Raw genomic sequence first — 17,017 nt, 5'->3', positions numbered from 1 at the left:
AGTGGCAAAACCAAAATTATTTGTATTCTCGGCTCCAAGTGGTGCAGGAAAAACTACAATTGTTAAAGATATACTCAAAAGTTTTCCTGATTTTAAATTTTCTGTATCTGCAACAACAAGAAAAAAAAGACCTGGTGAAATTGACGGGGTTGATTATATCTTTATCACGGAAGATGAATTTAAAAGAAAAATTGAAAACAATGAATTTGTTGAGTGGGAAAAGTTTTATGACTATTATTACGGAACATTAAAAAAGACTATTGACGAAAATTTAAGCAATGGCTACACAACAATTTTTGAGGTGGATGTTAAAGGAGCATTAAACATTAAAAAAGTTTATCCTGATGCTGTACTAATTTTTATAGTTCCGCCAAGCATTGATGAATTAAAAGAAAGATTAAAAAAGAGAAATACGGAAACAGATGAAGATTTAAGAAAAAGACTTGAAAGAGCACAAATGGAATTAAGTTACAAAGATAAATTTGATTATGTTGTTGAAAACATAAATCTTGAAGATGCAAAAGAAAAAGTAAAAAAGATAATAGAAAAAGAAATATCATAAGGAGGATAATATGGCACTTAAACCAATTGATTTACGCAAGATTAAGGAGCGAATCCCTAATTTATATGAGGCAGTTGTTGTTGCTTCACGCAGAGCACGTAAAATTAACGATGATTATAAACTGGAATTCAATACTTTGTTGAGTTCAGTTATAACAAGTGACGATGATGAATTTGAGGATAAAGAAAATCCTGAACAATTAAAATTATCCCTTGAATTTGAAAAGAGAGAAAAACCACATATTAAAGCAATCAAAGAATTAGTTGAAAACGGTATAGAATACCGTTATAAATCATAACTTTTTAATCAGCTTTTTAGAGATAGCAATTTTTTTCAAAATACTTGTCAATGCTAAATCTAAAAAGCTGATTTGTTAAATAAATATTATTTTTTCTCGCCTCATCAAATCTTTATAAAATATTTCTTAAATTCATTTTGTGCATTTCAAAATTTTGTGATGATTACTTTGGATAGCGAAATTAAAAAAAGAATTATTGAATCATTAAAGTTACAACAAGAAATATTTGGAGATTACCTCTTCGACTCTTTTAAGAAAGTTAATTATGAAAATCTTCCTGTAGAACAAACAGAAATAAAAATATCAGAAAAAGTAGAAATAAATTTGAATGAAAATCTTTTTCAAGAAAATTTTATGAGTGCTAATAGTCTTGAAGAATTAGATTCGATGATAAATCAGTGTCAAAAGTGTCCTCTTGGAAAGACAAGAACAAAATTTGTTTTTGGTGTAGGAAATCCAAATGCACATGCAATGTTAATAGGTGAGGCTCCCGGTGCTGACGAAGATCTTCAAGGTGAACCCTTTGTTGGGAGAGCAGGTAAATTATTAAATGATATTTTAAAAGCAATTAATCTATCAAGAAATGATGTTTATATTGCTAATATTTTGAAATGCAGACCACCAGGAAATCGTGACCCTTTGCCATCTGAGATGGAAACATGCATGCCATATTTGCATAAGCAAATTGATTTGATAAAACCAAAATTAATTTTATGTCTTGGAAGAATTGCAGCAAATGGGTTATTAAATAAGAAATTATCATTATCTTCGCTTAGAGAAAATATTTATGAATTTAATGGCATAAAAGTTCTTGTAACTTATCATCCAGCAGCATTATTAAGAAATCCTCAATGGAAACGAGGCTGCTGGGAAGATGTAAAGAAATTCAAAAAATTATATGATGAATTATTAGAAAATTAATATGGCTAAAAGAGAAAATTCAGATATTGATAAATTAAAAGAAGCAGTTAAAACACCACCTAATGCTGTAGATGTCGAAAAGGCAGTTTTAGGGGCAATGCTTATTGAATCAAGTGCAGTTCCAAAAGCAATTGAAATTTTGAAACCAGAAGCTTTTTATGATTTGAAGAATCGTATAATTTTTGAAGCAATAACTACTTTATACGAAGCTGATGAACCTATAGATACAGTTTCTGTTTATGAAGAATTAAAAAAATCTGGGAAAGCAACTGCTGCAGGAGGAGCAACATATATTAGTAAACTTGCACAGGATATTTCATCTGCAGCAAATATTGAATATCATTCAAGAATTGTTCTTGAAAAATGGATACTAAGACAACTCATAACATCTTCAGTTGAAATTGCCAATCTTGCCTTTGAAGCAAAGGATGATGTTTTTGATATACTAGACGAAGCAGAAGCAAAAATATTCCAGATATCTGAAGAAGGAATTAAAGAATCCTTCAAACCAATGGAAAAAGCAGTCAAAGAAGCACTTGAACTTATTGAAGCAATTCATTCTAAACAGATATCTACATTTTCTGTGCCTTCCGGCTTTTATGAATTAGATGAACTTTTAGGCGGTTTTCAAAAGTCTGATTTGATAATTGTAGCAGCACGACCAAGCATGGGCAAAACAGCATTTGCCATGTCTGCTGCTCGAAATGCTGCTATTGACCATAATATTCCCATCGGAATATTTTCACTTGAAATGTCCACAATTCAGCTTGCTACAAGATTAATTTCTGCAGAAGCTAAGATAAATGCTCATAATGTGAGAACGGGTAAATTTCGTGCAGAAGATGGAGCTAAAATAAGTCGAACTGTTTATAAATTAAGCAAAGCTCCAATTTATATTGATGATACTCCAGCAATATCAATTCTTGAACTACGCGCAAAAGCAAGAAGATTAAAGAACGAAAAAAATATTGGAATGATTATAGTTGATTATCTTCAACTTATTAATCCTTCTTCGTCTATGGAAAGCCGTGAAAGAGAAATTTCTACAATTTCAAGGTCTCTTAAAAGTTTGGCTAAGGAATTGAATATTCCTGTTATAGCTCTATCACAGCTAAATAGAGCTGTAGAACAGAGGTCAGATAAAAAGCCAATGCTTTCAGATTTACGTGAATCAGGTTCGATAGAGCAGGATGCCGATGTTGTTATTTTCTTATACAGACCCGAAGTTTATGGAATAACTAATTTCCCGAGTGGAGATATGGCAGGTGAATCAACTGAGGGAATTGCAGAAGTTATAATCGGTAAACAGAGAAATGGACCAATTGGAGAAGTCAAATTAAAATTCATCAAAGAATATGCACGATTTGAAAATCTTGAGAGATTCAGACAACAGCTTCCAGCTGGCGAAGAAGGCATAAAAGCTCTTGAAGAACCTCCTTTCTAATTTTACAGAATTATATATAATGTTAAATAAAAAATTAAAAAAAATTATTTCTCTTTTTCTTTTTGGTATTTATGAATTGTTTTTTTTGTCTTCCCAATTTTATTCTCAAGTTTATACTCAAAAAGATGTAGAAATATGTAATTCAAAATTTCAAATTGCTCTTCAAAAAAATCTTTCAACTCAACCACTAAATGAAATTCTCATCACAATTGCGAAAAGTTTTATTGGAACCGATTATGAAGCTCATACATTAGATAAAACTGATAAAGAAGAACTGGTTATAAATTTAACAGGTTTGGATTGTTATACATTTTTGGAAAGTTCAATTGTTTTTGCACGATGTATTAAAAAAGGATTAATGACATTTGAAGATTATATTAAAGAACTGGAAAATATTCGTTATCGTAATGGCAAATTGAAAGATTATACTTCACGGCTTCATTATTTTTCTGATTGGATTTATGATATGAATAAAAGAAAAATTGGGAAAGATATTACAAAAGAACTTGGAGGTATTCCCTATAATAAAAAAATTAATTTCATGACCACACACTTAGATTCTTATCCGCAATTAAAAAATAATATAAAATTTCAGAAGGAAATTTCTCGTATTGAAAAGGATATATCTAGAAGAGAACTTTATTTTATACCTCAAGAAAAAATTGAAGCTATAGAAGACAAAATTCAAGATGGAGATATTATTGGAATTACAACAAATATAGAAGGTCTCGATATTGCACATACAGGGATTGCAATCAGAGCGAGTGATGGAAGAATCCATCTTCTTCATGCACCAAATGTTGGATATAAAGTTCAAATTTCTGAAAAGCCGCTTGCTGATTATATAAAGTCAAACAAAAAGCAAACTGGTATTATGATATTGAGAATTAATGATATCACTTCCAAGTAGTTAGATTGACAATTATTTAATCATCTTTCGATTTTTTGTTTTTTATCAAACTCAATAAAACTTTTATATTTTCTAAATCTTCTTTCTGGTCTTTTTCTTTTGGCGTTTCTAATATTTTAGGTACTCTTTCTAATTTTTTATCATTCATAATGTTTGCAAAACCTTCAAGTCCAATAAATCCTTTCCCGATGTGTTCATGTCTGTCAATTTTCGAACCTAGTTCTTTTTTGCTGTCGTTCATATGAATGCATTGAAGAAGTTCTAAACCAATTATTTCATCAAATTCTTGAATAACTTTTTTATATTCTTTTGAATCTTTAATGTTATATCCTGCTGCAAAAATATGACATGTATCAATACATACACTCATTCTTTCTTTTTCTTCAACCATGTCGATAATTTTTCTCAATTGTTCGAACGTGTATCCAAGAGCCGTTCCCTGACCAGCAGTAGTTTCGAGCATGCTTTTTACTTTGAATCCTTTTGTTTTTGAGTGAATATAATTAAGTGATTCGGCAATTAATTTAAGTCCGTCTTCTTCGCCGGCTCCACCATGAGCCCCGGGGTGAAAATTTAAATGTGGAATCCCAAGCTGCTCACATCTTTCAAGTTCTTTTATAAAAGCTGCGCGGGATTTTGTTAAACCTGATTTATCTTTTGCACAAAGATTTATTAAGTATGAATCATGAGAAACAACAAATTTTATGTGTGAATTTTTTAGTTTATCTTTAAAATTAGTTATTTCTTCTTCAGTAAGATCTTTTGCAAAATATTGATTATTACTTTTTGTAAAAATTTGGATTGCAGTAAAACCGAGACTTTCTGCTATGTCAATTGCTGACGATGGTCCATTTGTAAGAAATGTATGTGCTCCTATTAAATGTTTCATTTTAAATCCTCTTTAATTTATATTAGAACCTGAGAGTAACTGAAACAAGATTAACAATAATTAATAAAAAAGTAAAATGGTGCATTATGAAAATTTTTATAACAGGCGGAAGCGGCCTTTTAGGTCAATATCTTAATAAATCTCTTAGCAAAAAGCATAACATATTAACTCAGTATAATGAACATATTGGAAATTGTGCTGAGTTCAATTCAATAAAATTATCTATTACCGATTATAAAAGTGTTGAGGAAGTTATAAAAGAATTTAGCCCGGATGTTGTTATTCATGCTGCAGCAATTTCAAATGCTGAAAGAGCAGATAGACTCCCACAAAAAGTTGTATATGATATTAATGTAAATGCTACAAAAAATATTGCTCAGATTTGTGAAAAGAATAATGTAAAGTTGATTTACATTTCCACTGACCTTGTATATGCTGGTTATCGTGGTTCATTCTTAAATGAAAATTCTAAACTAATTCCAATTTCATTCTATGCCGAAACAAAATTAATGGGAGAAGTAAAAATTCAAGAAACATTTGATAATTATGTTATACTTCGTATGGCATTGTTAATTGGTTTTGGACTAAATCACTCGAGAAATTTTTTTCATCAGATGTATGAAAATCTTAAGATAGGGAAACCAATAAAATTATTTACAGACCAGTATCGTTCACCACTTGAATTAAATGAAGCAGCAAGAATGATTAATGAATTAATTGAGAAAGAAATAAAAGGCGAAATAATAAATTTTGGAGGCAATGAAAGATTATCTCGATATGATTTAGGTGAAATTCTTTGTGAAGAAGCTAATTTTGATAAAAATCTTTTGATTAAAACAACAATGGAAGAAGAAAATTATCCTTACAAAGTTGATGATGTTTCAATGAATATAGATAAATTAAAATCGTTTGGGATAAGTCCTCTAAGCACAAGAGATTCTGTAAGATATTTGTTGAAAGGGAATAAAATTAATTTTTTGTATGGAAGAAATGATTAATAAAATTATAATAAGTTTCTTTACATTAAAGGCTGAATTAAAAATTGAAAAGATTATAAAAGTTCATTAGTATATTAAGTATATAAGAATAATTAGTAATGATGCATTAAAAATTTTATTTTTACTTGCTATAAGATATAAAGAGATATAGAAAAAAAGTAAACAAATAATAATGAAAAAAATTAAAAATTTTACTTGACAATTTAATCCCCCCCCTTAAATTTTAGTCGTAAATTTAGGTTAATATAGTTGCGAGGGCACTAAAAATGATGAATTTTGAGGGAAAAATTCTTATCAATAATAAATTAAAAAAAGTCTTTGCAAATCTATTAAAATCTCCATTTAGTTTTTTCATATTTGAATTTTATCATGTTAATTCACAAGCCCCTAAAATTTACGAGCTGATTAATACAACAATATATAATTCAATAATATTATATTGATGAACGCTTTAAAAAATTGAACATGATATGAGGGACACTAGAGAAAACATATAATAATTTAATATAAAGTAAAAATATTATGTATTACTAAAGAGACAATACTCTAATTATAATATATGATAAGATATTCAAACATTTTATCATTGTTTCTATAAAAATCCAAAAAATATATAAAGCTTAATTGAATAATACAAAGTTTATTTTTTATTGTTGAATACATTAATCATCTTATAATGGTTTAAAATGATTAAGTATATATCAGATTATCACACATTCAAAGTAATGAATAATTATTATTTGTTTAATACAGAAATGATGTCTGCATTCCGGATTACTAAATCATTGTTTATTGCCTTAAAAGATTACCAGCCTTATAATAAAATAAATGTTGATATAGTACCTCAAAATATAATAAATGCACTTGAGAAATTAGGAATTATTGAAGATGCTCTGCCCAAAAAAGTAGTAAAAATCAACCCCGAAATATCTCCTGTGGCAAGTATTTCTCTAAATATTGCGCAGCTTTGTAATTTGAATTGTATCTACTGTTATGGAATTGATGGTGAATATGGCGAAAAGGGATACATGAACAAACAGACTGCATTTAAGGCTGTTGATTGGCTTATTAAACAATCACTTGATAGAAAAAATATAAGTATAGTTTTTTTTGGTGGAGAACCATTATTAAATTTCAGTCTGATTAAGGATGTAGTTAAATATGCAACTACTCAATCTAAAAAGGCGAATAAAAAAATACATTTCTCTATAACTACTAATGGTACAAAATTTAATAAAGAGATAAATAAATTTTTGAACAAACATGAATTTGGTGTTGTAATTAGTTTTGATGGGACAAAAGAAATGCAAAATGCTAATCGTCCTTTCAAAGGCGGAAAAGGTTCATATGATTATATTAGAACTAAGATTGAAAACTTTATTAGAATGCGGAAAGGGGAAGGAATTATAGGGCGAGCCACTATTACAAATCGCAATACTAATTTGAAGAAAATATATGATGAATTAATTAAAATTGGATTTAAGAATATTTATACTGCTGTAGTTTCAGCACCAACAAACAAAGATTATCAAATTCAAAAAAATGATATTATAAATATACTTAAAGACTTAAAGCTACAAGCACTCGAAACAATAAAAGCAATAAAAGAAAAAAATCAAATTTATAATAAACGATTCATAGAAATCCTTAAATATCTAATAACAAAGAAGAAAAAACATTATTTCTGTGGGGCGGGTAGAAACATGGTCGGGATATCTATCTCAGGGGATATTTATCCATGCCATCGTTTTGTAGGAGATAAGACAATGTTGATAGGTAATATTTTTAATTTTAATACCCAAAATAATATAATCAATATACAAAATAGTGAATTATCAAATTCGCAATGTAACGATTGTTGGGCAAGATATTTCTGTGGTGGGGGATGTATTTACGAAAATTTGCAATATAATAAAACAAAGTTTGTGTCTAATGATTATTGGTGCCAAGAATTAAAATATAGAGTTGAACTTTCAATTTATATTTACGACCAACTTAATAAAGATGATAAAGAATATCTTTTTGAAAATTATATAAAACGAAAATAGTTTTTACTATAATATGAGCATAAACCACCAGGCACATATAAATAAAATAACTTAATAATCTTATATGCTAAAAATATCTTTAATAATGAAGTAAACTTAAAAGGAGGGAAATAATATGGAAGAAAAAAATAATCAAGTAACACAAGAATATGAAAACTTCGAAATTATTTTAATCAATGATGATGAAGAATTTCAGGGCAAATTAGCGGCAAAAGAAGATATTTGCACTTATATTGATTATAGCTCCAGTTGTGAAGAAGTAGACCGATGTGGTGTTGATTTCACATAAACTTCATTACTATGTGCTTGGTGTTTATGCATTTATTAAAATAGAAGGAAATATCATGACTATAATAATTATTTTATTAAATTATTTTTTCTTTTTAGGTTCATCAGATATTATTATAAAAAGTGAAAAACAAGTTTTATTTGATGATATTATTAAAGATAAAAAAATAGAAAGCATTAAAGATTTTTCATTAATATATCTGAATAATCCACCATCAATTTATATTTATACTATTATTTATAATAAAAGTAAAAATAAAAGCAAATTAGTTATCGAATCCATATTTGATAAAAACAAATATATTTACAGCTTGCCTAACGAGATTTATGTATCTAATACATTTCAATATGGAAGTACTCTTTATATATTTTCTACGAAATTATATTCAATAGATTTGAAATCCTTTGAACTTGATACTATTAATTTGTCCAGAAATCAATATAAAGTAATAAACATTCAAGAATTCGATAACAAAAAAATTCTTGTAGCAAGTTATAATGAAGGTGTAGATATTTATTCTTACCCTCAGTTAATCTTATTGACAAATATAAAACGAAATCATGAAGTGCAATATGATAGACCTATTGTTCGAAATGGAATTTTATTTTATAAGACAAGAAATAATGTTTTAGCAGCATACAACCTAAAAAATAAACATACAGTTTGGTATTATGATTTTGGAAAATCAAATGTATATTGGCTTGGAATTAAAGTAGGTACTTATGATAATTATATTAATGAATATAAAATAAATAATAATTTTTTATTTGTCTCTGCAGGGGTTGGAAATCTTATCAAATTAAGAATTGAAGATGGAAAACCCATAATAAAAAAAGAACAATTTAAAGGGAAAGAAAATAATGCGGGACTTATTACTAATTTTGAGTTTTATGATATTAATGATGACGGAATTGAAGATTTAATTGCTCCAGCTGTAGATTATAATATTTACTGTCTTAATGGGCAGACCTTAGATATAATTTGGGAGTATGATACTGGTTTTGAAAATCAAATGCCAGTCTCGTTGTTTGATATAACAGGGGATAGAGTGCCGGAAATCTTTGCTGTAAATGATGAAATGAAATTGAGCATAATAGATGGGAAAAGAGGTAAATTAATTGAAGAAGTTATAGTGGTAGAAGGAGTTAAAAATGGGAGTATTCAATCTGAAGTATTTCTTGCGGATGTTGACGGTGATAGTACATTGAATGTTATTGTAAAAGGGGGCAGAGATAGATTAAAGATATATGAAATCCCAAATGTAAAAGTAAAGGCATTTAGTGTTATTTATAATCCAGAACTTTAGTAATATGGATTCTGTGATATAAGAGTAATTTATATATTTTTTAAAATTTTTTTTACTAATTGATTGTAGTAGAATAATCATAATAATAATTAATTACTTCGCTTATTTTAATAGTTAATTTATCTTTTTAATTAAATTCTTAAATAAATTTCTATAATAAAAGATGAGTGGGACAACAAAGAAATTATTTATATATAATTTAGTGTAAAAAAAATGTTTCAAAAAGTTGATATAGAAAAAGAACTTCGCGTTCTTAAATCTAATGTTCTTCATATTTTATCTACATATCCTTATTTAAATAATTATTTAGATATATCTAATGATTCGACATTTCGAGCATCCAACTGGCTTGTAACATTTCCTTATAACTTTTTATTCGATGATTCTAATCAAGTAAGGTATGGTAATGAAAACAACATAGAAATAATTCGAAAATTAGCAGTTATAAATACATTATATGGTTCTTTTTTTCTTAGGGAAGATGATGTTCTAGATGAATATAATTTACCTTTAAATGAGTATAAGCATGTTCTGATAAAAATGTGTTATTCACGCATTTTACATAAACTTGCTGTTGGGCAATTTCTCAAATTATGCGGTCAAGAAATTTATTCATATATATTCCATTATGAGCGGAAGTATTATGAGGCTTTGGCATGGGAAAAAAACAACTGTATCCTTTCTTCGAAAACGATGTTTTTACAAGAAAATCTTAAATATTTAGGCTGGAAATTATATCCGTTAGGGATTACTTATGCTGCTTTTTGTATTCTCAATAATCAAAAAAATAAAATACCACACTGTGAAGAACTAATAATTAAATATCACATTGCACATCAGTTAATTGATGATGCAAAAGATTATAAAAAGGATATTGCAAAACCTGATTATTCTTATCTAATTAGAGCTTTTATAGGTGATTGTGGTGATGATGAAATATCACTTCCACTATTTAAGCAATGGATATCAAATAGTAGAATAATTGAAAATATTATTGCCATAATTGTAGAAAATTTGGATGCTGCTAAAAGAATTGCTTACCAACTCAAGTTCGAATATTTTGTAAAACAAATTGAATATCAAAAAAGCAGATTGCAACAATTAGATAATGAGTAGAATAGAGATGCAATTAAAATTCTTTAATATTTCTAAAAAATTTAAAATTAAACATGTAATAAAAAATATTAGTGGATGTTTTTACAAAGGTATTACAGGCATACTTGGGTTAAATGGTGCAGGAAAAAGTACATTGTTAAAACTATTAACCGGTTTATTGCCAATTGATACAGGTGAGATTATTTGGAATGAGCAAAAAATAGATTTGTATTCTCAGCATTGGAAAAAAATTATAGGCTATCTTCCACAAATGCCTGGTATGTATGAAAGAATGAAAATTCGAGAATATCTTGAATATATTCTTTTGTTGTCACGATGGAAAAATAAGTATAATATAAATGAAAGAATTGAAGAAATACTTAATATTTTTGACTTGAAAAATTATCAAGATGAATATTTAGCTCATATTTCTGGAGGGACACGACAGAGAGTTGCAATAGCTCAAGCTTTTATTCACAATCCGCATATTGTATTTTTAGATGAGCCTACCAATAATTTGGATCCTGAACAACGTGTTAATTTTTTTAATTTTTTAGCAACAATTTCAGAACGAAAAATAATTGTTTGTGTTAGTCATCATATAAATGAATTAGCCGCGATATGTTCAAAATTATTAGTGCTTTCACAAGGTGAATTAATTTTTGATGGAACACCAAATGAACTTTTAATTCAAACTAAACAATATATAAGAGAAGCTTTAGTTGATTACAAAGATTTTTTAACTCTCAATGAAAATGGTAGTAGTTTTTTAAGTTTGAGCAAAAAAGATGGCCTTTATTGTATTCATTACGATTCCCGATTGCTAACAATTAATGGTGAAAAAGAAATTAATCCCACTATAGAAGAGTCTTACAAAATACTATTAAATACTGTAACTGGTAAATCAAATATTAGGGGATAGTCTTTTCAAATATCTTATTAATTTTTTGAGTTCAGGTATAAGTACGATGAAATATTATCTTAATAAATAAATTTATGATTACATTTGTTAAATTTCATCTTCGTCAACTAATATCATTTTCACAGCTAATTGTATTTGCTCTTTATGTGGGATTTGCTTGGTTTTTAGCAAGCCCCTTTTTTGCTCCAAATATAATTTATAGCAGTGAAAAAATAATAAGAACATACAATTTTATGTTATTTTCAGTAGGTCTATTAAATTATATTTTAAATATCGTTTCACACTTTCCTAATGAATTTCACCCAGCTAAATACCAAATAACTGCTTCTCGTTTATCAAGTGTAGAATTTTTTAAAGGATTGATTATTGTATATATTATTTATTTTACAATTATGTTTGTTCTTCCTACCTATTTCATAGCTTTTATTCAGCAAGCAATCTATGCACCTAAAAAAATAGATTTATTTTATTATATGATAAATTGTTTTGTCGGTATATTCGGAAATGTTATAATCTGGACTATAATTAGCATAATAATTATTGTAAAAACTGGTAATGAATTTCGAACACTCTTATTGATTGGATTATTTTATGGTCTATCGTTATTAATAAATAATTTTTCTAATGGAGTTCTGTTTAATAACACATGGTTTGTTAGTGTTATAACTGAGTATAAAAATTTTGAAAATGGTATTGCGTGGTTTATTTCGGTATGTATTTTTACTGTGTGGGGACATAATTTTTCAAAAAAACTTAACGAGAAAAATTTTGTAGTTAAATATCCTAAAGGATTCTATGCCCTATTATTACAAAAACTTAATGCAAAAATGTCTTCATATCATGTACGGATGATTGGATTAGAAAATCAAAAAATAATTACATTTTTTGTTGTTTTGGGAACGCTTCTTTTACTTCCATTTTTAAAAAAAGAAGGGGTGAATCTTTTACCCATGGTTCAAATTTATCTTGGAGGTTTTATTGCTTTATTTTTTTCGTTCAATCAATATTTTTTGATGAAAATAGATGAAGATGCTGGTATGATTCATAATAATTATTTGCGTGCTTATTCATATTCGTCAATTATATTAAATCGATGGTTTATAACATTAATTCCGCATATTATGGTTGTACTTATTTGTATGATCATAATACATGTATGGGGTTCGCCAATTGATACGGGAAAGATATTCTATATAATCCTATTGAACATTTTCTGTAGTCTCTTAAATCTTTTTTTTGCAATAGTATTACGAATTAATGCTGCAGCAAATTTATTATTATTGCTCATTGTATATGGGCAACTTCTCGATGATTTCCAGAGATTTATAAAAAATTATCCCACTCTACAATCAATTAATATTTTTTCTCCATTACTTACAGAACAAAAAATTCCATCAATACTTTGGCTTTTTTTATTATGCAATATTGTCGTCATTTTTATACTGATTGTAGTTCGATTAAAAAAAATACATTATGAATACTTTGTTATGGGCTAATTATATTTTATTTATGTATTATCTAATGCAAACGATAAGTCACTTATATTTAATTCGTTGGGCCCCCTTTTTAATAAATTCCTATTTAATAAGAATCATTTTTGCTTTTCTTGAAATTATTTTACTGAGTATTGGATTATACAATATAAAAATAGGCGGATTTTATATAATTATTACTTCACCTTTCATAGCAGTTATTTATCTGCCATTGATTGTATTATTAACTTCACCCTCATTTCAATATTTCGTTTCATATCGTTATCGTTTTTGGAACTGGATAAAATTTATAGTTACTAAATATTTGAAGACAATAAAAATTCTTCTTCAAACTCTCAAAGAAGAATTAATTTGGCGAAGTGCATTTGTTGTTATTGCTACTATATTAGGTATTTCCAATATATTAATTGTTATTATAGGTTCATTAATGTTTTATTTTATTCATTGGGAATGGAAGAAAAAAATTATTCTTTTGCAAGAGTTTGAGCTATGGTTATTTTCTTTATTGCTATATATGCTTTTTTTATACACTAACTCTCTTTTAGCCGTTTGGATTATTCATTTTATAAGAAACAGTTATTTAATATTTCATAACTTAAATGTGAAAAGAAGATTATGAAAAAAGAAAATATTCTTTTAATAAAAAATATCTTGCTTACAATGAAAGAAAATAGGTCTTATTTGTATTGGGGAGTGGGCAGTTTATTAATTGCACGTATTTTAACACTTATAATTCCTTTATTTGTTATGAATTTGATTGATAAAATGAAACAAGCAGAACAATTAAAATTTTTTAACACTATATTGATACTTGCTGCTTGGTTTGTAATCTTGTTAATTGTAGTAGGGTTGGAATATTTTTATAGGGTACAAATATTAAAACATGGAAAACATATTTTGGTGTCTTTACATCAAAAAATTATTTTAACAAAACAACAACAATCTTACATTGAATGGATAAACAAAAATGCTAAAGAAGAAGCGCATTCAATTACTAAAACATTAGATGATATTTTCCCACTTTTATCAGGGGATTTAATATCATTAGTAATCAATTTACTTACTATTGTTGCTATTTCAATTATTTTAGTGTATGTAAATTGGCAATTAACTTTAGCTGTTTTTGTTCTGATACCTGCTTTTCTATTTAGCCACATCATTTGGAATAAAGAGTTAAAGGAGCTTTATCATAAATATCGTAGTGTAGGGCAAGTACATTTAAGTAATATCGTTGAATTACTACAAACTATTTCATTAATAAGAATTTATCGTACAAAACAATATGAGGAAGAAAATATTAAACACTCTTTTGAAAAAGTGATGTTAAAACAAATAAATTATTTTTTGTTATTATCAAAACAACAAGCTCTGTACCGCCTAATGCAGTTGATTTCTCCACTTTATTTAATATTTATTGCCTTTATATTTATTCAATATAACTTAACTACTGTTGGTCAGATTATTGGTTTTTGGGGACTTTTTGCAATTCTTATAAATTCACTATCAGGTATGTCAAACATTATGATAAAATTAATTCATGCAATAGAATCATATAAAAGTATTTTAAAAGAGATTGAAATGAAAACTATTTATTTGAATTTATTACCGAAGGAAAAAAGTATAGAAACAATTACATGTCATGGTACAATATATTACTATAATAAAGAAGGTAAAATTGGGATTTCAATTCCCCGATTTAATTTTAATAAAGGTGAATGGATTGAAATAACAGGACCTTCGGGCTGTGGGAAAACAACACTGATCCGCGCACTGTTAAAATTAATAAAATTAAATGATGATATACTGCTTATCAATAACATTTCAATTAACAAAATTGATGAAAATTGGTATTATTCTCGTATTGGTTATGTTGAGCAGAATGGGTATCTATATTCACGTTCATTGCAGGATAATATTCTACTTGGACGTAAATATGATGATGCCAAATGGGAATCGGTGTTGAAAACAACATTTCTTGAAGAAGTGATTGATAAATTCCCTAATAAAGGAAAGCAAATGTTAGGGGAAAATAGTATAAAATTATCTGGTGGAGAACGTCAGCGAATTTTGATTGCGCGTGCATTATATCATAAACCTGAATGGTTAATCTTGGATGAACCATTTACAGGAATTGATGTAGTGCAAAAATCTGAAATTATATCATTGATTAATTCGTTAAGAAATGTTACAATAATACTTATAACTCATGATTTGAATCATAATATTAGAGTGGATAAAAGATTAAATCTTGGTGTTAATCATCATAAATGACCTAATATGAAACTACATAATTATTTAGCTATTCTTGCATAGAATCGAAGAATCTGAAATTTTCTACCGATTATTGTTCCAATCTAGCATATGAAATTTATGTAATTAATATTCTCTATAAGCTTTTATTTTTTATTGCCTCCAATTTGCTTTTAAGTAATTCATTAACAATTTGAGGATTGGCTTTCCCTTTTGTTTCTCTCATAATTTGTCCAACAAAAAATGCCCAGACTTTATCTTTGCCGCTCAGATATTCTTCTACCTGTTTTTGATTCTGTGAAAGTATTTTTTCTATTACTTTTTCAATTTCTGTTGTGTCCGTAATTTGAACCAGATTTTTTTCTTTTACAATTTCTTCTGGGTCTTTATTCGTTTTAAGCATTTCAGGAAAAACATCTTTTGCAATCTTTCCGCTTATAATATTTCGATTAATCAGCTCAATTAATTTGCCGAGATTTTCAGGACTTACAGGAAATTCATTTATCGTGATTTTTTCATCGTTAATTACTTTTAGAACTTCGGTCATAACCCAATTGCTTGCAGATTTATAATCTTTGGTTACAGTAAGAATTTTTTCATAATAATCTGCAAGTTCACGAGACGATGTTAAAATTTCCGCATCATAAGCAGGTAAATTGTATTGATTAATAAATCTTTCTTTACGTGAATCAGGAAGTTCAGGCATCAATTTTAAAATTTCATTTTTCCATTCTTCTGTTACAATAACAGGCATTAAATCTGGTTCGGGGAAATATCTGTAATCATGAGCTTCTTCTTTGCTTCGCATTGGATAAGCAATATTTGCATCTGCGTCCCAGAGTAAAGTTTGTTGAATTACTTCTTTTCCATCTTCAAGTAAATCGATTTGTCTTTCGATTTCAAAAGCAAGCGCTCGTTCAACATTTCTAAATGAGTTCATGTTTTTAACTTCTGTTTTGGTACCAAACTTAGTTTCACCTTTTAATCTAACAGAAATATTAGCATCACATCGTAATGAGCCTTCTTCCATATTACCGTCACAAATATTTAAATAAGTTAAAATCTGTTTCAGTTTTGCTAAGTATAAATAAGCTTCCTCAGGAGAACGAATGTCTGGTTCACTTACAATTTCTAACAATGGTGTTCCTGTTCTGTTCAAATCAATAAGAGTATCGAAACCTTGGTCGTGTATTGATTTCCCGGCATCTTCTTCCATGTGAATTCTTGTAATACCAATTTTTTTCTTTGTGCCATCTTTTAATTCAATTGTTATATATCCATGCTCACAAATAGGTTCTTCATATTGAGATATTTGATAATTCTTTGGCAAGTCAGGATAAAAATAATGCTTTCTTGCAAATATTGATTTTTTATTTATCGTACAATTTGTAGCTAAACCCATTAAAACTGCAAATTCTACTACCTTTTTATTTAACACCGGTAGAACACCTGGATGACCTAAGCATACAGGACAAACATTTGTATTGGGAGCCGAACCAAATTTTGTTGAACATCCACAAAATATTTTTGTATCTGTTAATAATTGGGCATGAACTTCTAAACCAATAACAGCTTCGTATTTTGGATCCATA

At 27.8% G+C, this 17,017-nt stretch carries 16 protein-coding genes; 14 read left to right on the top strand and 2 right to left on the bottom strand.

Translation table 11 applies throughout. From position 1 onward, the window contains the following. Position 1: 1 nt before the first annotated feature. From gmk to VJY32_RS09115, 5 genes are all read left to right on the top strand, one after another. Entirely contained in the window at positions 2–562 is a 561-nt protein-coding gene (gmk, locus tag VJY32_RS09135) for a guanylate kinase (RefSeq protein WP_353677605.1), read from the top strand. A gap of 10 nt (positions 563–572) precedes the next feature. Continuing rightward, on the top strand, positions 573–860 hold the full coding sequence (gene rpoZ / locus VJY32_RS09130; RefSeq protein ID WP_353677604.1) for a DNA-directed RNA polymerase subunit omega: 288 nt from the start codon (positions 573–575) through the stop codon (positions 858–860). Between the two features lie 168 nt (positions 861–1,028). Further along, positions 1,029–1,781 carry a uracil-DNA glycosylase gene (locus tag VJY32_RS09125; protein ID WP_353677603.1) on the top strand — a complete coding sequence of 251 codons (753 nt, stop codon included), beginning with the start codon at positions 1,029–1,031 and terminating at the stop codon, positions 1,779–1,781. A gap of 1 nt (position 1,782) precedes the next feature. Then, positions 1,783–3,225 (top strand): replicative DNA helicase, encoded by a 1,443-nt coding sequence (gene dnaB / locus VJY32_RS09120; RefSeq protein WP_353677602.1) that lies wholly within the window; start codon positions 1,783–1,785, stop codon positions 3,223–3,225. A 19-nt stretch (positions 3,226–3,244) separates the two neighbouring features. Next, a complete protein-coding gene (locus VJY32_RS09115) occupies positions 3,245–4,135 on the top strand; it encodes an N-acetylmuramoyl-L-alanine amidase-like domain-containing protein (protein WP_353677601.1) in 891 nt (296 codons plus the stop codon). Positions 4,136–4,151: 16 nt separating this feature from the next. Here VJY32_RS09115 and VJY32_RS09110 read toward each other — a convergent pair whose 3' ends face one another. Beyond that, positions 4,152–5,024 carry a deoxyribonuclease IV gene (locus tag VJY32_RS09110; RefSeq protein ID WP_353677600.1) on the bottom strand — a complete coding sequence of 291 codons (873 nt, stop codon included), beginning with the start codon at positions 5,022–5,024 and terminating at the stop codon, positions 4,152–4,154. A gap of 86 nt (positions 5,025–5,110) precedes the next feature. On the opposite strand from VJY32_RS09110, the gene VJY32_RS09105 reads away from it, so the two are divergent. From VJY32_RS09105 to VJY32_RS09070, 9 genes are all read left to right on the top strand, one after another. Then, positions 5,111–6,022, top strand: coding sequence for an SDR family oxidoreductase (locus VJY32_RS09105; RefSeq protein WP_353677599.1), 912 nt, complete (start codon positions 5,111–5,113; stop codon positions 6,020–6,022). Positions 6,023–6,708: 686 nt separating this feature from the next. Next, positions 6,709–8,070: a radical SAM/SPASM domain-containing protein gene (locus VJY32_RS09100; protein ID WP_353677598.1), complete on the top strand. Its 1,362-nt coding sequence runs from the start codon at positions 6,709–6,711 to the stop codon at positions 8,068–8,070. 115 nt (positions 8,071–8,185) lie between these two features. Further along, entirely contained in the window at positions 8,186–8,359 is a 174-nt protein-coding gene (locus VJY32_RS09095; protein WP_353677597.1) for a hypothetical protein, read from the top strand. A 55-nt stretch (positions 8,360–8,414) separates the two neighbouring features. Continuing rightward, a complete protein-coding gene (locus VJY32_RS09090; protein WP_353677596.1) occupies positions 8,415–9,665 on the top strand; it encodes a PQQ-binding-like beta-propeller repeat protein in 1,251 nt (416 codons plus the stop codon). A 213-nt stretch (positions 9,666–9,878) separates the two neighbouring features. After that, complete coding sequence (locus VJY32_RS09085; protein ID WP_353677595.1) at positions 9,879–10,781, top strand: hypothetical protein; 903 nt, start codon at positions 9,879–9,881, stop codon at positions 10,779–10,781. Between the two features lie 7 nt (positions 10,782–10,788). Further along, complete coding sequence (locus VJY32_RS09080) at positions 10,789–11,682, top strand: ABC transporter ATP-binding protein (protein ID WP_353677594.1); 894 nt, start codon at positions 10,789–10,791, stop codon at positions 11,680–11,682. Positions 11,683–11,756: 74 nt separating this feature from the next. Continuing rightward, a complete protein-coding gene (locus VJY32_RS09075; RefSeq protein WP_353677593.1) occupies positions 11,757–13,178 on the top strand; it encodes a hypothetical protein in 1,422 nt (473 codons plus the stop codon). Beyond that, positions 13,156–13,794, top strand: coding sequence for a CPBP family glutamic-type intramembrane protease (locus VJY32_RS14315; protein WP_434968535.1), 639 nt, complete (start codon positions 13,156–13,158; stop codon positions 13,792–13,794). The genes VJY32_RS09075 and VJY32_RS14315 overlap by 23 nt, the downstream gene beginning before the upstream one ends. Then, positions 13,791–15,446 (top strand): ATP-binding cassette domain-containing protein, encoded by a 1,656-nt coding sequence (locus tag VJY32_RS09070; protein WP_353677592.1) that lies wholly within the window; start codon positions 13,791–13,793, stop codon positions 15,444–15,446. Before VJY32_RS14315 ends, VJY32_RS09070 begins: the two co-directional genes overlap by 4 nt. Positions 15,447–15,561: 115 nt before the next feature. Here VJY32_RS09070 and gatB read toward each other — a convergent pair whose 3' ends face one another. Next, the gene (gene gatB, locus VJY32_RS09065) at positions 15,562–17,016 is read right to left on the bottom strand and encodes an Asp-tRNA(Asn)/Glu-tRNA(Gln) amidotransferase subunit GatB (protein WP_353677591.1); all 1,455 of its coding nucleotides are present in this window, start codon (positions 17,014–17,016) and stop codon (positions 15,562–15,564) included. Position 17,017: the final 1 nt, after the last annotated feature.

This window comes from Rosettibacter primus, assembly GCF_036860675.1.
Lineage (GTDB): Bacteria > Bacteroidota > Ignavibacteria > Ignavibacteriales > Melioribacteraceae > Rosettibacter > Rosettibacter primus.
The sequence above is the reverse complement of the archived record's forward strand: the minus strand, read 5'-3'. Positions and strand labels throughout refer to the sequence as shown.

Bases quoted from the DNA above. Each gene is read 5' to 3' on its own strand.
- rpoZ (WP_353677604.1), top strand. From the start codon at position 573: ATGGCACTTAAACCAATTGATTTACGCAAGATTAAGGAGCGAATCCCT.
- dnaB (WP_353677602.1), top strand. From the start codon at position 1,783: ATGGCTAAAAGAGAAAATTCAGATATTGATAAATTAAAAGAAGCAGTT.
- VJY32_RS09115 (WP_353677601.1), top strand. From the start codon at position 3,245: ATGTTAAATAAAAAATTAAAAAAAATTATTTCTCTTTTTCTTTTTGGT.
- VJY32_RS09110 (WP_353677600.1), bottom strand. From the start codon at position 5,024: ATGAAACATTTAATAGGAGCACATACATTTCTTACAAATGGACCATCG.
- VJY32_RS09105 (WP_353677599.1), top strand. From the start codon at position 5,111: ATGAAAATTTTTATAACAGGCGGAAGCGGCCTTTTAGGTCAATATCTT.
- VJY32_RS09100 (WP_353677598.1), top strand. From the start codon at position 6,709: ATGATTAAGTATATATCAGATTATCACACATTCAAAGTAATGAATAAT.
- VJY32_RS09095 (WP_353677597.1), top strand. From the start codon at position 8,186: ATGGAAGAAAAAAATAATCAAGTAACACAAGAATATGAAAACTTCGAA.
- VJY32_RS09090 (WP_353677596.1), top strand. From the start codon at position 8,415: ATGACTATAATAATTATTTTATTAAATTATTTTTTCTTTTTAGGTTCA.
- VJY32_RS09085 (WP_353677595.1), top strand. From the start codon at position 9,879: ATGTTTCAAAAAGTTGATATAGAAAAAGAACTTCGCGTTCTTAAATCT.
- VJY32_RS09080 (WP_353677594.1), top strand. From the start codon at position 10,789: ATGCAATTAAAATTCTTTAATATTTCTAAAAAATTTAAAATTAAACAT.
- VJY32_RS09075 (WP_353677593.1), top strand. From the start codon at position 11,757: ATGATTACATTTGTTAAATTTCATCTTCGTCAACTAATATCATTTTCA.
- VJY32_RS14315 (WP_434968535.1), top strand. From the start codon at position 13,156: ATGAATACTTTGTTATGGGCTAATTATATTTTATTTATGTATTATCTA.
- VJY32_RS09070 (WP_353677592.1), top strand. From the start codon at position 13,791: ATGAAAAAAGAAAATATTCTTTTAATAAAAAATATCTTGCTTACAATG.
- gatB (WP_353677591.1), bottom strand. From the start codon at position 17,016: ATGGATCCAAAATACGAAGCTGTTATTGGTTTAGAAGTTCATGCCCAA.